Source organism: Halosimplex aquaticum (assembly GCF_028747785.1).
Classification (GTDB): domain Archaea; phylum Halobacteriota; class Halobacteria; order Halobacteriales; family Haloarculaceae; genus Halosimplex; species Halosimplex aquaticum.
Genome location: NZ_CP118158.1, coordinates 4,578,018 through 4,594,750, shown reverse-complemented (window position 1 = coordinate 4,594,750; position 16,733 = coordinate 4,578,018). Strand labels below are relative to the sequence as shown.

Here is a 16,733-nt window from a genome sequence, read left to right as displayed (position 1 = left end):
ACGGACCGTCGGGTCAATAGCCCACCGGTGGGCGCGAGGAGCGCGCTGGCGCGACTGCGCCGCGGGAGAGTCGCGTCACCGGAGCTTCCGGTTCCAGCGCGGGCCTGCGCGCCGCGAGAGAGCGACGCCGACGAGGGCGGCGACGAGTGAGACGCCGACCGCGACCGGCGTCGCGGTCGTCGGGGCCTCGCTGTAGACCAGCGCGGCGACGACCAGCGGGATCGAGACGACGGCCAGCGCGGCGCCGAACGCGACGAAAAGCGGCGTGTCGAACAGGAGTTCGTTCGGCGAGAAGCCGGTGACGTAGGCGGTGACGCCGAAGACGTAGACGGCGACGAGCGGGAAGATGACCGCGCCGATGGCCACCTCCGCTGGCGAGAGCCAGACCAGCGAGAGCGCGAGGTAGACGAGCCCCGCGGGCACCGACAGCAGGAGGTACGCGGCGCGCTTGCCGGCGAACACCTCGTCCATCGCGACGGGATAGCGGAGGTACTCGTCGGCGCTGTCGAACTGCGTGACCCTGCTGTAGGTCGTGAAGGCGCCGAGCCCGAGGAAGGTCCCGACGGCGATGCCGTAGGAGGGCGCCAGCGCGGTCGCGTCGGCGACCTGCTGGACGAGCAGGACCGTGACGCCGAACAGCACGCCCATCGAGAACAGCACCTTCCAGACCGAGCCGCTGGAGCGGGCGATCTCCAGCACCGTCCGCGTCGTGATCCCGCGGTCGTCGCGGATCGCCGACCGCAGGCTACTGTACCGGTCCGGCGCGGACCGGGCGGCGCCGTCGTCGGCGGGCCGGAACGCGAGCGGACCGACGACCGCGAGCGCCACGACCGGGCCGAAGCCCGACACCGCAGTTCGGAGCGACGGGTCGAGGTAGAACCCGTATGGCGACAGCGATGCGAGGTCGAGACGACCCGTCACGACGCCGGCGGCCAGCGCGGCGACGAGCGCGAGCACGACCGCCCGACTCCGCGTCCCCACGCCGGAGAGGGTCAGACTCGTCCCGACGCCGAGCGCGAAGGTGCCCGTCGTGGTCAGCCAGAACAGTGCGATGTGCGCCGGGGGCACCCCCGCCGAGAGCGTGACGGCGGCGTACCCCAGCGCGAGCGGCGCGAGGAAGAGCCCGGAGTAGTACAGCAGGTCTTTCACGAGGAAGACGGCCAGTAGACGCCGCCAGCTCACCGGGAGCGTCCGCGCGGAGAAGACCAGCAGCGTCACGTCGCCCAGCACGTCCCGCAGCGCGTCTCGGCCGACGAGGCCGATGGTGCCGACCTGCAGGCCGAAGAAGAAGACCAGCCCGTGGAGGCCGGCCGCGATCGTCTCCATCGGCGTCCCGGTTATCGTCAGCAGCCACACGCCGACGCCGGCGAACGCGGCCACGGCGAAGGGGAACGCGGCGAAGCGGTCGCCGAACAGCTCCGCCTGCAGGCGCCACTCCTCGCGCATCATCCGCGCGAGCAGGCGCGTCGAGAGGCCGCCTCCGCGGTCGCCCGTCCGGCCGCCGGGACGACCCGTGCCGCCCCCGGGATCGCCGGTTTCGCCGCTCATCGGTCCGTGTCGCCGGCCGCTCCGAGCGACCGGTCGCCGCCGTCGGTCACTGCGGTCTCGGCGTCGGCGGATCCGGACTCCTCGACCTCTTGGCGGAAGTAATCGAGGAGCTGCTCGTCGCCGTCGAGGTCGCTCGGGTCGCGCTCGGCCACGAAGGCGCTGTCGCGGATGATCCCGACCGACGTGCACAGCTCCTCGGCAACTTCGAGGAAGTGCGTCGAGAGGAACAGGGTGTTCCCCCGCTCGCAGTACTCGCGCATGTGGTCTTTGACCTCCGCCTGCATGATCGGGTCGAGGTTGACGAGGGGTTCGTCGATGAAGACCAGGTCGGGCTCGTGGATGAACGTCTGGGCGAGCATGACCCGCTGGCGTTCGCCCTCCGAGAGGTCCGTCGAGAGCGTGTCGAGCTTGTGGTCGAACCCGAGGCGGTCGGCCCACTCGGCGATGCGGTCGTCGACGGCGTCGAACCCGCGGACGTCGCCGACGAACTGGAGGTACTCCCGCGGCGTGAGGAAGCTCGGCGGGTCCTCGCGCTCTGGCAGGATGCCGACCGCCTCGCGGACGGCCTGCGGGTCGGCCACCGGATCGTGGCCGAGGACCGAAGCGGTCCCCTCGGTGGGGTCGAGCTGTCCGGTGAGGATTTCGATCGTCGTCGTCTTGCCGGACCCGTTCGGGCCGAGCAGGCCGAACAGCTCGCCCTCGGGGACCGAGAGCGACAGACCGTCCAGCGCCGTCACGTCGCCGTAGCGTTTCGTCAGGTCGTGAGTCTCGATAGCTGCCATGGTGAGTGCCCTGTGCCGCCCGACGCAACCGCGACGGCGGGCGGTCCCTGTGCGTACGGCGCGTACATCTACGCGCCGGCCGTATAGTGCTTCGGGCACTCTGGGGCCGTTGTCACCGGTTTTCGACCCCGGAATCGGATCGTGGCCTCCGCCTCGGTCACGGACTCGGCGTCGGGCCGACGCCGGTCACCGCCAGCCGATCCCCGGCGACGCCGTGTCGTCGGCTTCCCGCCAGGAGTAGGCGGGCTCCCAGCCGAGCCGCGCTTTCGCCTTCGCGTTCGAGAGCGCGGCCTGCTCGCCCTCCAGGTCGCAGCGCTCTGGCAGCTCCCCCGCGACCGACTCGATGATCTCGGCGGTGGGCTGGCCGAGGTAGTTCTCGTCGGCGACGCAGAGGTACGTCTCGTGGCCCTCCTCGTCGGCAGCGAGCGCCGCCTCGACCATTCGGGCCACGTCGCGCACGTCGACGTAGGACCAGAGGTTTCCGCTCAGCGACCCCGATTCCAGGTCGAATCCCTCGCGCTGTGGACGGGCACGATACGCCTCGGGCGCATAGACAGTCGCCGGCCGGATCGTGGTGACCGGCACGTCGTACCGGCGTGCGACCATCCCGGCGACGGCTTCGCCGCAGTACTTGGACGTGCCGTAGGGGTCCTCCGGCCGGCGCTCGTGGTCTTCGTCGACCGGCAGGTAGTCCGGGAGCCAGGGGTCGTCGGCGAACAGCATGCCGTAGGCCGCCTGCGAGGAGGTCCAGACGACGTCGGCGCCGACGCGTCCGGCGGCCACGAGCGCGTTGTAGGCGCTCATCGTGTTGTTCTCGAAGACGCGCGTCCCGGGGTCGTCGAGCGGGCCCGAGATGGCCGCCGCGTGGACGACCGCGTCGGGGTCGGCCTCGTGGATGGTCTCCCAGGCCTCGCCCTGGTCCGTCAGGTCGACAGCGCGGAACTCGGCGTTCGCCCGCTCGCCGTCAGGCCGCTCCAGGTCGACTCCGACGACGTGGACGCCGCTGTCGGCCAGTCGCTCGACGATCCAGGGCCCGACGGACCCCGTCGCGCCGGTCACGACCGCCGTCTCTACGTCGTGGTCGAACTCGTCACCGCCGTCTCGTGCCATACGATAACATGCGTCAGCAACGGCCGAAATCCTTGGGGCGAACGCGTCGGTCGGGTCCCACCCGGCCGCGGAGGGCCGCCGCGGCTCAGTCGCCGAGTTGTCCGCCGGTGGGGCCCGTCGGTCCGCGACTCCGTCCGTTCGACCCCGCGGCCGACCGGCGTCGACGGGCGAGCGCACCGTACAGTTCGTCGGGGACCCGTTCGCGGATCCGCTCGGCGGTCTCGGCGTCGATGTCGACGGCCTCCGCGTCGTCGCCGGTGATGCTCTGGGAGCCCGCGGTGTCGACGGTCACCGTCGCGAGGTCCCGGCGGCGCTGGAAAATCGTCTGCGTCGTGAAGACGGTCTGGACGCGGTGGTAGGGGACGACCTTCTGCTTCCGCACCCAGAACCCGTTGCGCGTGACGACGTGCTCGTCGCCGAGCGCGTAGCCGCGGCTGCGCCACTTGAGGTGGGCCGCGACGGGGATGAGCGGCGTCGCGAGCAGCGGGACGTACCAGAACAACTGGTAGTCGGTGGCGAGCGTCCCGACGTACAGCAGGGCCACGATCACCGCGAGGCCGATGGCGTACCGGAACGCGTAGCGGAGGCGCGCCCGCTTGGGGGGCCGCTCGAAGCCCGACGCGTCGAACGCTTCGAGCGAACGGGCCAGCGTGACGACGCGGTCGCGCTCGGCGACCGGGATCGCCGACTGCGAGCCAGTGGACTCGCCGCCCGTGGGCGTGTACCCCGCGGTCTCGATCGTCAGCGCCGCGTACCCCAGCGCGCGGGCGAGGACGTTCTCCCGGACGGTGATCGTCTGCACCTTCGACAGCGGGATGGTCCCGCGGTAGCGCTGGAGGAGGCCGCGCTCGTAGCGCAGTTCCTCGTCGCCGCGGTCGAGCCTGAACCCGTAGTAGCGGGCGGCGTTGAGCGCGCCGGAGATCAGCGCGAGCGCGACGATGGCGGCCAGCGCCGCGATGGGGCCGAGGATCGCCCCGAGGATGCTCTCGATCCCGAGCCCGAACTCCCAGATCGAGTCCGGTTCGTACGCCGAGACAGCCGACGGCGCGAACACCGACGCGCCGAAGAAGAGGAACGAGGCGATCCGGAGGTCGACGGAGATGAGCGCCAGCACGCCCAGTTCCCGCTGGGTCATCTCGAAGATGGTCTCGAAGCGCTCGTCGACGGCCGCCGCCGTCGCGCCCTCGCTCGCCTTCGCCGCCCGGCTCAGCCGGCTGATCTCTGACTGGAGGCGCTCTGCGTCGTCGTCGCCGACGTACTGGAGCTGGGCTTCGGTCTCGCCGCCGCCGGCGGTTTCGAGGTTCACCTGAGCGATACCGAGGGCCCGCTGGACGACGTTCTGGCTGATGTCGACGTTCTGGATGCGCCGCAGCGGGATCTCGCGTTTGCGCCGCGAGAGCACGCCCGACCGGATGTCGAAGGTGTCGGCGGTGAGTTCGTACTCGAAGCGGCGGTAGCGGGCGACGAAGTAGCCGACGAACGCCCCGATCCCGAGCAAGACGGCGACCGCGGCACCGATCGCCAGCAGGCTTTGGCCCGAACTGAAAAGCGCCGTGACGCCGCCCCCGCCGAAGACGAACAGCGCGACGGCGATGCTGATACCCTGCTGGGCGATCTGGTAAGGGACGGTCAACAGGTGGAGCTTCTGCGGCCCCTCGATCCGCGGCGTAGCCGGCGAGGGACCGGCGCTCTCGGCTTCCTCGGCCGCGGCCTCGCTGACCGTCTCGCGCCCGGTCCCGTCGGCGGGCGGGTCGCCGGTCGGAGGACTGCCGTTCGGCGCGTCGGTCGCGGCGTCGTCGGCCGGACGGTCGTCTTCGCTCATACGGCGTCTTCGTCCTCGGAGGCGATCGCGAGTCGTTCGAGCCTGGACTGCAGGTCCTCGGCGGTGTCGGGCTGCAGACCGGGGATCGTCACGTCCGCACCGCGCGAACCGGCGGTGTAGACCACCAGCGTCGAGAGGCCGAGCACCCGCTCGAAGGCCGAGCGGCGGGTGTCGATGTGCTGGACCCGCACGTAGGGGACGACCGTCTGGACCGTGGTGAAGACGCCGCGGGTCAGGTACAGCGACTCCTCGCGGACGACGTAGCGCCAGGAGCGGTAGAGGAGGATCGACCGAACGATCCCGTAGAGCGTGAAGACGACGAACACCCCGACAGCGACCGCGGCGGCGCTCTCGAGTCGCCCGAGCGGGAGGAACTCGTGAGCGACTGCCCACGTCCCCGCTCCGACGATCAGCGCCATGATTGCGGTGCCGATCAGCGGCCCGACGATCCACTCGTAGCGAACCGTCGGGTCGAGCGTCCGCGGTTCGCCCGGCGTCTCGACGGACTCGACGCCGCCGGCGCGACCGGTGGGTGACTCCGTCGACGACCGAGTCGAATCCGCGTCCGCCGACACCGTCTCGTCGGCCGGTCGGGTGCTTGCTGCGTCCCTCCCGTCTGCCGTCGAATCCGTGGGCCGCGGGTTCGCGGCCTCCGGCTCGGCCGTCTCGGATTCGTCGGCCGTCACGCCGTCTGGCGGCGGATTCGAGCCGTCGCCGTCGTCGCGGGGATCTGTCATTGATTCGTCCGTGGGCCGGCCTCGGTAAAGTCGTACCGACGGCTCACTCGTGGCCGGAGACCCGCACCGGCTCGTACGGTTCTTCGAGGTACTCGGCGTCGGAGTCCGACAGCGAGATGTCCAGCGCCTCGACGGCCTGTTCGAGGTGCTCGACGCTCGTGGTGCCGACGATGGGCGCGTCGACCCACTCCTGGTCGAGCAGCCACGCCAGCCCGATCTGGGCCATCGTGACGCCGTGCTCGTCGGCCAACTCCTCGCACCGCTCGTTGATCTCGCGGCCGCCGCCCTCGAAGTAGGGGTGCTCGCGGGCGTAGTCGTCGGTCTCGCCGCGGGTCGTCGCGTCGTACTCCTCGTGCGGTCGGGTGAGGTACCCGCGGGCCAGCGGCGACCACGGGATGACGCCGACCCCCTCCTGCTGGCAGTAGGGGAGCATCTCTCGCTCCTCCTCGCGGTAGAGCAGGTTGTAGTGGTTCTGCATCGTGGCGAACCGCTCCAGCCCGAGGCGATCGCTCGTCTGCAGGGCGTCGGCGAACTGGTAGGTCCACATCGAGGAGGCGCCGATGTACCGGACCTTCTCGCGGCGGACGGCGTCGTCCAGCGCGCGCAGGGTCTCCTCGATCGGCGTGTCGTCGTCCCAGCGGTGGATCTGGTAGAGGTCGATAGTGTCCATGCCCAGCCGTTCGAGGGAGTTGTCGAGTTCCTGCTCGATGGCCTTCCGCGAGAGCCCGCCGGAGTTGGGGTCCTCGTCGTCCATCTGGAAGAACCCCTTCGTCGCGACGACGCTCTCCTCGCGGTGGCCCTCCAGGGCCTTCCCGAGGACGCGCTCGGACTCGCCCCGGGAGTACATGTTCGCGGTATCGAAGAAGTTGATGCCTAGGTCGCGGGCGCGTTCGACGAGTTCGATGCCCTCCTCCTCGTCGAGAACCCACTCGCGCCAGTCGCTGTCGCCGAAGCTCATACAGCCGAGGCAGATGCGGCTGACCTCGACGCCGGTCGAACCGAGTGTGGTGTACTCCATGGACGAGCGATTGGTGCCAGCGGCGCAAAAAGGTGGGTTTCGCGGTCGCCGTCGCCGATAGCGGGAGGGAGCGGCGTGCGTCTGCGCCGGGGAAGAACCGCCCCGCGCGGTCAGAGCCCTTCGGGGTCGGTCCGCGCCACGAGGCCGCGAGCGAGCGCGAACACGACGACCGCGGCGGCCGCGTAGGCGACGACGTGGACGGTCGTGGCGGTCGTCGGGCTATCCACCGCGAGTTTCGCGACGGTCGTCGCGGGGTGTTCTGGCGCGAACGTGAGCGCGCCGAACCCGAAGATCACGAGGACGGAGTACAGCAGTTGCGCCTGCCGGCGCCTGGCCGTCAGGACGCCCAGCGAGAGTCCGAGGGTCACGACCAGCGTCGTCAGTGCGGTCACGACGACCAGCAACTGCCCGACGTTCGCGACGGCGATGCCGTTGAACCCGAGTAGCCCGATCCACAGGAGCGCCTGCAGCGGCGCGATCAGCGTCATGGCCAGCGCCTTCCCGTCGACGATGTCGACGAGCGAGAGCGGCGCGACGCGGAGGAGTTCGAGCGTGCCGCGTTCGATCTCCTCGGTCAGCGAGTCGACGGCGACGGACCCGCTGATAAAGGGCGGGAGGAACAGGAGCAGCGGCACGAGTACCGTGTAGGTGAACCCGTAGTAGGGGCTCGCGTCGACCTCGTCGGGGACGGGGACCGGCGAGCGATCGAGGTGCTCGGCGCGGACGATCCGCTCGTTCCGCTCGACCCGTTCGAGCAGCGTCCGCACCTGATCGACGATCAGCGTCGTCTCGATGCTCTCCTGGGGCGCGATCACCGTCACGTCGATCCGCTCGCCCGAGTCGCCGGCTATCACGACGGCGTGGACGTTCCCGTCTTGGTAGGCCTCGCGTGCCTCGTCCGCGGAGGGGTAGGTTATCGCGCGGAGGCCGTCCTGGTCGTTCGCGGCCTGGACGAGCGCGTCGTCGTGTTCGCCTGCGACGCCGACGACGACCTCGCCGGCCGAGACCGACCCCGGGCTGTACAGCGAGGTCAACCCGACGACGAGGAACGACGAGAACGCCGCGACGAACAGCTGGATGAGCAGCGCGAGGACGATGGTCTTCTCGCGGCTGAGCGACGAGAGGTCCCGCTTCGCGATGGTGAGTCTCGCGTCCGACAGCAGCGACCGGTCCGTCGAATCCTCCGAGCCAGACGCCGCGGCGGACGGCTCGACGGGCGGCGACTCACCCGACAAGGGCGCTCACCACCGTTAGGTTGTACGCGACGTGGACGCCGACGGCTATCGCCATCGCCGTCACGTACGAGCGGCGATTGCGACGGGCGCCGATGGCGGAGATCGACGCCGTGACGACGTGGAGCGCGAGCGGCGCCAGCAAGAGCGCACCCAGGACGACCGGCAGCGGCAGCCCGGACGAGAGCGCCGCCTGGCTTCCCATCTGGGCCTGCCCGATGGGCAGGCTCTGGAGGTCTGCCAGTCGGACGATGAGCGTGAACTTCTCGGCGACGAAGAAGCCGAGGCCGCTGAACGCGCCGACGACCAGGGCCGTCCGCAGGCCGTCGTCGAACCGCGAGTGCGCGTACCCCGCGTAGACGTGCAAGCTCTTGGCGAGTTCCTCGATCGTGGCGATGCCGACGAACGCGACGACGAGGACCACCTCCATGCTCACCGCCTGGCTGAGCGGGTAGAGGAACGCGACCAGGACCAGTTCGCCGACGAGGACGAACGGCAAGAGCACGGCCGTGACGAGCGCGACGCTCCGGCGGCGCTTGATCGGTCCGGCCAGCGCGTCGAGCACCTTGTACGGGATGGGCCGCTGGGTGAACATGTCCTCCTCGCGGTACAGCCCGGCGCCGAGACCGAAGCAGACGAGCGCGGTCAGCGTCGGCGGCAGCTTCGAGAACGCGAACTGTCCGAGGCCGATGGCCTGTCCCTGGAGGTCCCGGACGACGAGCGTCAGCGGCGAGATGAGCGCGATCGGGGTCACGTCCGTGAAGATCGCCGGGACGAACGCGTAGGACGTCAGCGTCACCGTGATGGTGACCGTCACGAAGGTCAGCTCCTTGAACGACCGGGCGAACATCGCGCCGAGGAACGTCGCGGCGAGGAACAGGAGCGCGAGCGGGACCATCGCCAGCACCGAGACCACGGACCCCTGCAACAGAAGCGTGATCACCGTCGCGACGCTCAGCGCGGCCGCGAAGTACGGCAGGGTCTTCCCGACGATGATGTCGCCGCGGGAGACGGGCGCGACCAGCAGGAGTTCCCCGCGTCGGTTGATCCGCTCGCTGAGGATCGTCGACCCGTAGGCCTGGATGACGAAGTTCAGCGGCAGGACGAACACGAACGCGAGGACGAGCGACCGGAACGGGAACGGCGGCGTGATGTCCGACGGCGCCCCCGAGGAGGACCCGCCGGTCAGGCGCGCGCTGATCGACGACGCGCCGACGTTGGACCCGTCGCTCGGCCGCGTCACGTCGCTGTCGCCGTCACCGCCCGAGGTCCCGCCGCTGGAGCCGTCACCGCCGTCGCCCCCGGACGCGCCAGTGTCGTCGTCCGATCCGGCGTCGGAGCCGCCGTCACCGTCGCCTGCCGATCCGTCTCCGGGACCGCCGTCTCCGCCGTCGCCCTCTCCGCTCTGGATCGTGATCGCCTGTTGGCTCGGCGCGACGACGCGGCTGGCGTCGCGTTCCACGTACGTGAGATTCACCGTCACCGGGAACGCCGCCGACTGGTTGTCCTCCAGGTCCATGATCCCGTCGTTGTACCGCATCGTCGACGACCGCAACTCGTCGACGGCCGCGCGACCCTTCGTCGAGTTCGCGTACTCGCGGACCTGCGGCCCGACGATCCTGATCTCCTGGTACCCCGCCTCGACCGCGGCGGAACTCGGTTCCTGCACGCGGAACGTCGGGTCGAGGTAGACCGGGTCGTAGTAGGGGTCCTCTTCGACCACGCCGACCCGGTAGATCCCCTGGTCGAGCGCGACGCCCTGGCTGACCGCCATCGGTGCCATCGCGCCGAGTCCCAGAACCGCCAGCAGCGCGATGGCGATCGTCCGCCGGTCGACGCCGCCGGCGTTCTTCGTCACTTCCCAGCGGGCGATCCGGGCGACGTTCTCCGCCCGCGTGCGGACCCAGTGGCCGAGTCGCTGAACGACCGAGGAGCGGGGGCCGTCGGCGTCCGACCCGCCGGTCGACGGCGGTCGGCCGCCGTTCACGGCTGCGCTCCGGAGCCGCGTTCGGCCCCGGAGTCCGACTCGGCGACGTTGAGGAACACCTCTTCGAGGCTGGACTCCTCGGTCCGGATGTCGACGACCTCGCCGCCCGCGGCCTGCGCCGCCTCCCGGGTCTCGTCGACGTCGTCCATGCTCTCGACGATACGCCGATGGTGGCCGTTCTCGCGAGCGCTCCCCGGTACCTCGACGGTCGTGTAGACGTGGTACTCAGTCCGGCCGTGTTCGGCCTGGAGTTCGTCCAGGTCGCCCTCGGCGACGATCTTCCCCTCGTTCATGATCGCCACGCGGTCGCAGATGCTCTCGACGTGGTAGAGGTTGTGCGCGCTGAAGACGATGGTCTTGCCCTGCTCGCCGAGTTCGCGCGTGAAGTCGATGATGTAGTTCGTCGTGAGCGGATCGAGGCCGCTCCCCGGTTCGTCGTAGATGAGGACGTCCGGGTCGTTGATGAGCGAGCGAGCGATGGCGACCTTCCGCTTCATTCCCTTGGACATGTCGCCGAGCGGCCGCTCGCGGTGGTCGAGGTCCAGCCGTTCGAGCGTGTCGTGGATCCGCCGGTCGGCGACGCCGTCGGGCACGTCATACAGGTCGGCGAAGAAGTGTAGATACGACAGCGGCGTCATCTCCTCGTAGAGGGGCGACTCCTCGGGGAGGAAGCCGAGGCGCCGGCGCATCTCCGGTTCGCCGGCGTCGAAACCGGCGACGGAGACGTCGCCGTCGGTCGGTTCGACGAGGCCGGCGAGCATCTTCAGCGTCGTCGTCTTGCCGGCCCCGTTCGGACCGATGATGCCGAAGACCTCGCCCTCCTCCACCGTGAACGTGCTGCCCTCCACCGCGACGAACCCTCCGTACTCCTTGCGCAGGTCGCGGGCCGTGATCATTCGGCCGATGCTTGCGGGGCGGGGGTTGTATAGGTTCGTCTCCGGTTATCGCACGTTAGTATCGGGACGAGGCGTTCAGGAGGGTCTCAGTGAACGGACCGCGGTGGCGCGCGCTGTCGCGCGTCTTGTCGCGTGACAGTAGCCGTGCGAGGGATGAGCGAGCGCAGCGAGCGAATCGGCTGGGGAGGTGTGAGGCCGTCTGCGGTGTCGTGCGTGGCGGTGCTGTCCCTGGTGGAATGAAAGGGCGAGGCGCGGTCGCGCCGTCCTCGTGAGCGAGCGGGCCGAGGGCTTTCAACGCCGAGCATCGGCTGCGGTCGAGACGAGACTCACTCCTCGGGTCGCGGCATCGCTTCGAGTTCGCGGATCTCGGCGGTCTTCTCGACGCGCTCGTACTGCCGTCGCCACGCCTCCTCGGGGAACAACCCGTTGCGGTCGAACAGGTCGCGCGCCGCGTCGGTCACGCGGTAGAACTTGTAGGGGTACCCCCGCGTGCGCTCGCCGGCCGGGACCGTCAGCTCCTCGACGACGCCCGCCTCGCGGAGCACCTTCAGGTGGTTCCGGATGGTGTCGGCTTCCAGGCTCGGGTTCATGTAGTCGAGTTCGTCGACGCTGGGCGCGCCCTCCGGGTGGCCGACCACGTCCGCGACGATGTTCGCTCGCGTCGAGTCGGTGACCCGCTGGAGCGCGAGCCAGGCGTCGAACCTGTCGGTCGCCCCTTCCCCGCCGCTCTCGGCCGTCTCGGGTCTCATACGCGTCTGTAGTCGCCCCACCGTCATAAACACTTGGACGCTGAGTGCGAGTGGTTCTCGACTGTTTCCACAACGGTCTCCGGAATGATCCAAGAGCGGTCAGAAGACACATAACGGATCCGGGAGTCGCCGCCGACATGGACGACAGCGACGAGGGGGCGCCGAGCGACGGCGGAGGCGGAGACGGGGGACAGGGGCGCGACGAACAAGCGTATCTAAACGGCGTCGACGGAGAGCAACTCGTCGACGCGAGTCCGGACGCGCTCTCGCTGACGCCAGCCCAGCACGAGCGACTGAAAGACCACCTCCACGGCGACCGGCTCGACGACATCAAGTACAGCGACCGGCGGTACCTCGTCGTCGGCCGCGGCGGGGACGACGGTCCCGGCCGCCGCCGCACACTCGTTCGGGACCTGCTGGACGAGCGGCGCGAGGCGACGGGGTTCATGCTCGAAGACTTCGGGCTCTCTGGCGACGAGATCGACCTCTGGGCGCCCGCGTTCGAGATCCTCTGCGCGCAGGCGACCCACGTCGTCGGGGTCCTCGAAGACTACGACGGCGGCCACGTCTGGGAACTCGGCTACCTCTACCACCAGCAGAGCCGCGTCCGCGATATCCTGTGGCTGCTCAAACGAGTCTACGGGGACGAGGCCACCGAACGCGAACACTACGACAACGGGATGGCCGCTTCCCACCTCGCCGCTCTCGAACGGGCGGCCGGCGAACGCGTCGTGACGTGGGAAGACAGGTCCGGGCTGCGCCGAGCGGTCGAAGCGATCCCCTGACGCCCGGGGTCGACGACTGGAGAGACGCAGAGAGAAAGACGGGACGGCGGTCGCGACGGAGTCGTGCGGCTCAGACGGACTTTTCCAGTCGTACGTTGCTGACCTTGTGGATGTCCTCGCCCATCCCCTCGCCGTCGCAGTCGTCGTTCGGACATCGATAGTGCCAGCCGTCTTCCGTGGCCGTGCGTTCCGCGAAGCGCTCGCCGCACTCGTCGCAGAACAGGTCGCCCTGCGTGCACGTATCCAGGTGGAGTTCCAGTTCGAGTTCAGTACTGAACGTACGTTTGCAGTTCCGGCAAATGTGGGTCATATTCGGAGGTTCGGAATCGCCCCATATATCAACACCGGAACGTTCACGGCTGCGAGTACCGATCCCGGAAAAATACGAATCGCAAGACGGCGGCGGGTAATCACTGACGAACGCCCGACGGCTCGGCGGCCAATCGCACCCTACCGGGTGTCGATGTCGTCTTCCTCTTTGAGGATCCGGGTCTCGGCCTCGCCGCTGGATACCTCGTTGACCAGTTCGTAGAACTCGTTTTGCATCCCGGCGGGGAACTCGACGACGCCGACCCACGACCCGTCGGGCTGCCACTCCTCGCGCTCCAGGTCGCCGAACTCGCGGATCTGTGCCTGGCCGCTGCCGGCGTAGTCGGGCGAGAGCTGCGCGGCGACTTTCACCGTGTCGAAGCGGATGGGGATCACCGGGCGGAGCGCGTCGAGGGCCTCGTCGACCTGCCGCTCGACCGGTTCCATCGGGTCGATCTTGAAGTCGGCCTCTTCGAGCGCGCTCTCGATGCGGTCGGGCGGGTGGGGCGCGTCGTCCATCTGCGGGTTGACCGCGTTACGCGTGATCCGGTTGACCAAGTCCTTGTGCTTGCGCTCCTGCATCTCCTTGCGCTGTTCGGCCGTGATCTGGATCTCCCCGCGTTCGACGACCTCGGGGATGATCTCCAGCGGGTCAGTGGTCCCGAACACCTCTTCGAGCGCGTTCTCGGGCGGGCGGTCGCCCCGGGACGCGTTCTCGAAGACGTCTTCGGCGGCGATCACGTCCTCCAGGTCGCCCTCGAACTCGCCGCGTTTCATCGCGAGCGCGGCGTCGGGGTCGACGAGCACCTCGAACCGTTCCCCGTGAGATTCGAGGCGCGCCGTCACTGCCTCGTCGAGCGATATCATACTCTGAGGTTACACCGGGCGGGTAAAAAGGTGTATGGCGTCGACGGCCGCGGCGTCCCGCGGGCCGCTCCCGGCGACCGGGGGATTACTCCTCGGTCTCTTCGTCGTCTTCGTCGTCCTCGGTCTCGAGCAGGCCGAGCTCGTCGAGGTGGGACTCCTTCTCGGCGTCGCTCATCTCGGTGAACAGCTCGTCGTCGACGCTGATGGTGGCGATGCCGATCCCCTCCGGGGAGAGCTGGCCGTCGTTGACGGACGCCAGGGCTTCGAGCGCGAGGCCGACGCCGCCGTCCAGGTCCATCTCCTCCGTGTAGTTCTCTTCGAGGTACTCGCGGATGTCGCCGCGGTCCGCGCCGACGGCGAGCGCCTTCCACTCGTAGGGCGTGCCCGACGGGTCGGTCTCGTAGAGGCGGGGCTCGCCGTTGGCGATGCCGCCGATGATGAGCGCGACGCCGAACGGGCGTGCGCCGCCGACCTGCGTGTACTGCTGGATGTGGTCGGTGACCGCCTTGGTGAGCGTCTCGACGCCGATGGGCTCGCCGTAGCGCAGCTGGTTGACCTGCGCCTGGCGGCGGGCGAAGTCGATGAGCTGGCGCGCGTCGGCGACGTGGCCGGCGCTCGCGATGCCGATGTGGTCGTCGGCCTTGTGGATCTTCTCGACGCTGGACCGCTCCATCAGCGGCGAGCGGATGCGCTTGTCCACGGCGAGGACGACGCCGTCGCTCGTTCGTACACCGATGCTCGCCGTGCCGCGCTTGACGGCTTCGCGGGCGTACTCGACCTGGTAGAGCCGGCCGTCCGGCGAGAAGATGGTTATCCCGCGGTCGTACGCCTGCTGTTGCGATTGTCCCTGCATATTTATAGTCCGAGTTCGGTCGCCCCGAAGACATCCCGACCGGCCGGCACGCCGACGCCAGTCGCACGGAGGACGCCTCGCCGCTCGGTCCCCTCGGTGACGACGTTTCTCTGGTCAGTTGGTTCCGGTCGGCGTCCTATATACTTTTCTTGTCGTGGTCCCGCGGGTCCCGCAGATGCCGGGCCAACGACGAACTCGACAGGGGGAGATCTCGACTCCGGGTCCCGCTCAGCCGGCGAGTCCGCCGAGGTGGTCCTCGACGCAGGCGCGGACGGTCCCGCTCGTCCCCCGAACGCGGAGGCCGAGGTCGTCGCCGTCGACGTCGGCGATACAGGCCAGCACCGCCCGGCCCCGGCTCACCTCGCCGCGACGGACGCGAACGACCGCGTGGCCGCTGCCGTCGCTGAACTCGAAGCGCAGCACCGACAGGTCCGCTTCCGCGCTCCCGGCGTCGCCGACCAGGTTCTGCGCGGCGAACCACACCTCCCGCTGGAAGGTGCTCCGGCCGAACTCCGCGCCCGGAGGCCCCCGGAGTTCGACCGCGAGGTAGCGCCAGCGCGGCTGCAGGTGTTTCGGCAGGTGCTTCACGGCTCGTCCGCCCCGCTCGACTCGTCGTCTCCGTCGGGCTCGCTCCCTCCGCTGGCGTCCGCCGCGCTATCGGCAGCGCGGGCGCCGGACCGCTCGGCGACGAGCACGCCGACCTGGTCGTGGACCAGCTCGACGGCCGTCAGCGCGTAGCCGGCGTCGGTGAACGCGTCCGCGAGGACGCCCACCGTCGCGGGGTCGTCGACCTCGGGGCTGTAGAACGGTTCCTCGGGGTCGGCCTCCCCGAACAGCATCACGTCACCGAGGACGATCCGGTCCGGTTCGAGATCCGCGATCACGTCGATCGCCTCGCGCTTCTCGGCGTCCGAGAGGTGGTGCATCGCGAAGTTGCTCGTCACCACGTCCACGTCGGCGTCGTCGGGAACGGCCGGCTCACGGAAACGTCCCTCGCCGAACTCGACGGGTTCCAGCCCGCGCTCGGCGGCCTTCTCGCGGGCCTGTTCGAGCATCCCCTCGCTGATGTCCCGGCCGATCACCCGGGCGGCGTCCTCGGCCAGCGGGAGAGCGATGGCGCCGGTTCCGGTCCCCAGGTCGAGGACCGTGTCGTCCGGATCGGGCGCCGCGTGGTCGACGACCAGCGACGCGCAGGCGCGGTACTCCTCGCTCTTCGACTCGTCGTAGTCGCCCGCCTTCTCGTCGAAGCGGGCGGCGTGGTCCTCGAGCGACTGCTTCATGGACCTCGATCCGAACCGCGGGGCAAAGAACGCCCCGCTCTAGCGGTCCGCGTCGTCGACGGTCCCCCGGTAGACGCCGGGCTCCACGAACGCGTCGCTCTGGAGGCGCCGGTTGCGCTCGACGAGTCGTCCCCACTCCGCGAGGCCGGCCTCGACCTGCTCGGCGTCGAACCCGATGACCTCGCCGACGGCCACGAGTTCGCGGGGCGCCCGCAGGTGGAGGTCGCTCCGCGGGTCGGCGCTGACGACGTACGGCGCGTCGCAGGCCTCGACTAACTCGCGGAGCTTCCGGAGCCCCCGGATCGCCCGGACGCGCTGTCCGCCGTCGGCGCGGAGCACCCGTCGGAAGGAGAATTCGAGGCGGACGCCGTTGTCCGCGGCGGCGTTCGCGAGCACGTGATTCACGTCCCCGTCGCCGACCATGGGATGGGCGAGCACGTCGACCGCTGGCTGTTCGACGGCGAAGCGGTTGATCGCCGGCGTCCCGCCGTGGACGGCGACGATGGTCTTCGTCTGGCGGTGGTTGCCGACGAACCCGCTCGCCCGCGAGGGGTCGTCGGCGCGCACCTCGACGCCCTCGACGACGTCGACGCCGTGTTTCTCGGAGAGGCTCTCGGCGTCGAATTCTGCGAGCGCGTCCCCGTGGTTGCGGACGACGATCCCGTCGAACCCGTACTCGGCGGCCGTCTCCGCGTACCGCTCGACGGACGCGTCGCCGTCGGGGTCGGCGTGGACGGCTTCAAACATCGCTCGGAGAA

16 protein-coding genes and 1 pseudogene are annotated in these 16,733 nt (G+C 69.7%); 1 reads left to right on the top strand and 16 read right to left on the bottom strand.

The annotated features are described in order from the left end of the window. Positions 1-75: 75 nt before the first annotated feature. The 10 genes from PSC72_RS22700 to PSC72_RS22655 form a co-directional block, all read right to left on the bottom strand. Positions 76-1,548, bottom strand: coding sequence for a hypothetical protein (locus tag PSC72_RS22700; protein WP_274323695.1), 1,473 nt, complete (start codon positions 1,546-1,548; stop codon positions 76-78). Beyond that, a complete protein-coding gene (locus PSC72_RS22695; RefSeq protein WP_274323694.1) occupies positions 1,545-2,330 on the bottom strand; it encodes an ABC transporter ATP-binding protein in 786 nt (261 codons plus the stop codon). Before PSC72_RS22695 ends, PSC72_RS22700 begins: the two co-directional genes overlap by 4 nt. 186 nt (positions 2,331-2,516) lie before the next feature. Next, positions 2,517-3,440, bottom strand: a complete 924-nt coding sequence (locus PSC72_RS22690; RefSeq protein ID WP_274323693.1) for an NAD-dependent epimerase/dehydratase family protein — start codon at positions 3,438-3,440, stop codon at positions 2,517-2,519. Positions 3,441-3,525: 85 nt separating this feature from the next. After that, positions 3,526-5,262 (bottom strand): PH domain-containing protein, encoded by a 1,737-nt coding sequence (locus tag PSC72_RS22685; RefSeq protein ID WP_274323692.1) that lies wholly within the window; start codon positions 5,260-5,262, stop codon positions 3,526-3,528. Then, positions 5,259-5,999 (bottom strand): PH domain-containing protein, encoded by a 741-nt coding sequence (locus PSC72_RS25485; protein WP_328518168.1) that lies wholly within the window; start codon positions 5,997-5,999, stop codon positions 5,259-5,261. The genes PSC72_RS22685 and PSC72_RS25485 overlap by 4 nt, the downstream gene beginning before the upstream one ends. Positions 6,000-6,042: 43 nt before the next feature. Beyond that, positions 6,043-7,017, bottom strand: a complete 975-nt coding sequence (locus PSC72_RS22675; protein ID WP_274323691.1) for an aldo/keto reductase — start codon at positions 7,015-7,017, stop codon at positions 6,043-6,045. Positions 7,018-7,127: 110 nt separating this feature from the next. After that, positions 7,128-8,252 (bottom strand): ABC transporter permease, encoded by a 1,125-nt coding sequence (locus PSC72_RS22670; protein ID WP_382261827.1) that lies wholly within the window; start codon positions 8,250-8,252, stop codon positions 7,128-7,130. Beyond that, on the bottom strand, positions 8,242-10,107 hold the full coding sequence (locus PSC72_RS22665; protein ID WP_274326212.1) for a PrsW family intramembrane metalloprotease: 1,866 nt from the start codon (positions 10,105-10,107) through the stop codon (positions 8,242-8,244). The genes PSC72_RS22670 and PSC72_RS22665 overlap by 11 nt, the downstream gene beginning before the upstream one ends. A gap of 125 nt (positions 10,108-10,232) precedes the next feature. Continuing rightward, positions 10,233-11,132: an ABC transporter ATP-binding protein gene (locus tag PSC72_RS22660; protein WP_274323690.1), complete on the bottom strand. Its 900-nt coding sequence runs from the start codon at positions 11,130-11,132 to the stop codon at positions 10,233-10,235. Between the two features lie 326 nt (positions 11,133-11,458). Beyond that, positions 11,459-11,881 carry a helix-turn-helix domain-containing protein gene (locus tag PSC72_RS22655; RefSeq protein ID WP_274323689.1) on the bottom strand — a complete coding sequence of 141 codons (423 nt, stop codon included), beginning with the start codon at positions 11,879-11,881 and terminating at the stop codon, positions 11,459-11,461. A 137-nt stretch (positions 11,882-12,018) separates the two neighbouring features. Between PSC72_RS22655 and PSC72_RS22650 the strand changes: the two genes are divergently transcribed. Next, the gene (locus PSC72_RS22650; protein WP_274323688.1) at positions 12,019-12,666 is read left to right on the top strand and encodes an aminopeptidase; all 648 of its coding nucleotides are present in this window, start codon (positions 12,019-12,021) and stop codon (positions 12,664-12,666) included. A 70-nt stretch (positions 12,667-12,736) separates the two neighbouring features. On the opposite strand, the gene PSC72_RS22645 is transcribed toward PSC72_RS22650, so the two are convergent. The 6 genes and pseudogenes from PSC72_RS22645 to PSC72_RS22620 form a co-directional block, all read right to left on the bottom strand. Continuing rightward, positions 12,737-12,976 carry an HVO_2901 family zinc finger protein gene (locus PSC72_RS22645; RefSeq protein ID WP_274323687.1) on the bottom strand — a complete coding sequence of 80 codons (240 nt, stop codon included), beginning with the start codon at positions 12,974-12,976 and terminating at the stop codon, positions 12,737-12,739. Positions 12,977-13,116: 140 nt separating this feature from the next. Continuing rightward, positions 13,117-13,842: a ribosome assembly factor SBDS gene (locus PSC72_RS22640; RefSeq protein ID WP_274323686.1), complete on the bottom strand. Its 726-nt coding sequence runs from the start codon at positions 13,840-13,842 to the stop codon at positions 13,117-13,119. An 85-nt stretch (positions 13,843-13,927) separates the two neighbouring features. After that, positions 13,928-14,695 carry an archaeal proteasome endopeptidase complex subunit alpha gene (gene psmA / locus PSC72_RS22635; protein ID WP_274323685.1) on the bottom strand — a complete coding sequence of 256 codons (768 nt, stop codon included), beginning with the start codon at positions 14,693-14,695 and terminating at the stop codon, positions 13,928-13,930. A 243-nt stretch (positions 14,696-14,938) separates the two neighbouring features. After that, a pseudogene (locus PSC72_RS22630) lies at positions 14,939-15,283 on the bottom strand (Rpp14/Pop5 family protein); the annotation flags it as partial. Next, complete coding sequence (locus PSC72_RS22625; RefSeq protein ID WP_274323684.1) at positions 15,280-15,975, bottom strand: class I SAM-dependent methyltransferase; 696 nt, start codon at positions 15,973-15,975, stop codon at positions 15,280-15,282. The pseudogene PSC72_RS22630 and the gene PSC72_RS22625, both read right to left, overlap by 4 nt. A 39-nt stretch (positions 15,976-16,014) precedes the next feature. Beyond that, positions 16,015-16,722, bottom strand: a complete 708-nt coding sequence (locus PSC72_RS22620; RefSeq protein WP_274323683.1) for an RNase P subunit p30 family protein — start codon at positions 16,720-16,722, stop codon at positions 16,015-16,017. Positions 16,723-16,733 lie beyond the last annotated feature (11 nt).

Excerpts from the sequence above, each read along its gene's own strand:
- PSC72_RS22700 (WP_274323695.1), bottom strand. The coding sequence starts at position 1,548 with ATGAGCGGCGAAACCGGCGATCCCGGGGGCGGCACGGGTCGTCCCGGC.
- PSC72_RS22695 (WP_274323694.1), bottom strand. The coding sequence starts at position 2,330 with ATGGCAGCTATCGAGACTCACGACCTGACGAAACGCTACGGCGACGTG.
- PSC72_RS22690 (WP_274323693.1), bottom strand. The coding sequence starts at position 3,440 with ATGGCACGAGACGGCGGTGACGAGTTCGACCACGACGTAGAGACGGCG.
- PSC72_RS22685 (WP_274323692.1), bottom strand. The coding sequence starts at position 5,262 with ATGAGCGAAGACGACCGTCCGGCCGACGACGCCGCGACCGACGCGCCG.
- PSC72_RS25485 (WP_328518168.1), bottom strand. The coding sequence starts at position 5,999 with ATGACAGATCCCCGCGACGACGGCGACGGCTCGAATCCGCCGCCAGAC.
- PSC72_RS22675 (WP_274323691.1), bottom strand. The coding sequence starts at position 7,017 with ATGGAGTACACCACACTCGGTTCGACCGGCGTCGAGGTCAGCCGCATC.
- PSC72_RS22660 (WP_274323690.1), bottom strand. The coding sequence starts at position 11,132 with ATGATCACGGCCCGCGACCTGCGCAAGGAGTACGGAGGGTTCGTCGCG.
- PSC72_RS22655 (WP_274323689.1), bottom strand. The coding sequence starts at position 11,881 with ATGAGACCCGAGACGGCCGAGAGCGGCGGGGAAGGGGCGACCGACAGG.
- PSC72_RS22650 (WP_274323688.1), top strand. The coding sequence starts at position 12,019 with ATGGACGACAGCGACGAGGGGGCGCCGAGCGACGGCGGAGGCGGAGAC.
- PSC72_RS22645 (WP_274323687.1), bottom strand. The coding sequence starts at position 12,976 with ATGACCCACATTTGCCGGAACTGCAAACGTACGTTCAGTACTGAACTC.
- PSC72_RS22640 (WP_274323686.1), bottom strand. The coding sequence starts at position 13,842 with ATGATATCGCTCGACGAGGCAGTGACGGCGCGCCTCGAATCTCACGGG.
- psmA (WP_274323685.1), bottom strand. The coding sequence starts at position 14,695 with ATGCAGGGACAATCGCAACAGCAGGCGTACGACCGCGGGATAACCATC.
- PSC72_RS22625 (WP_274323684.1), bottom strand. The coding sequence starts at position 15,975 with ATGAAGCAGTCGCTCGAGGACCACGCCGCCCGCTTCGACGAGAAGGCG.
- PSC72_RS22620 (WP_274323683.1), bottom strand. The coding sequence starts at position 16,722 with ATGTTTGAAGCCGTCCACGCCGACCCCGACGGCGACGCGTCCGTCGAG.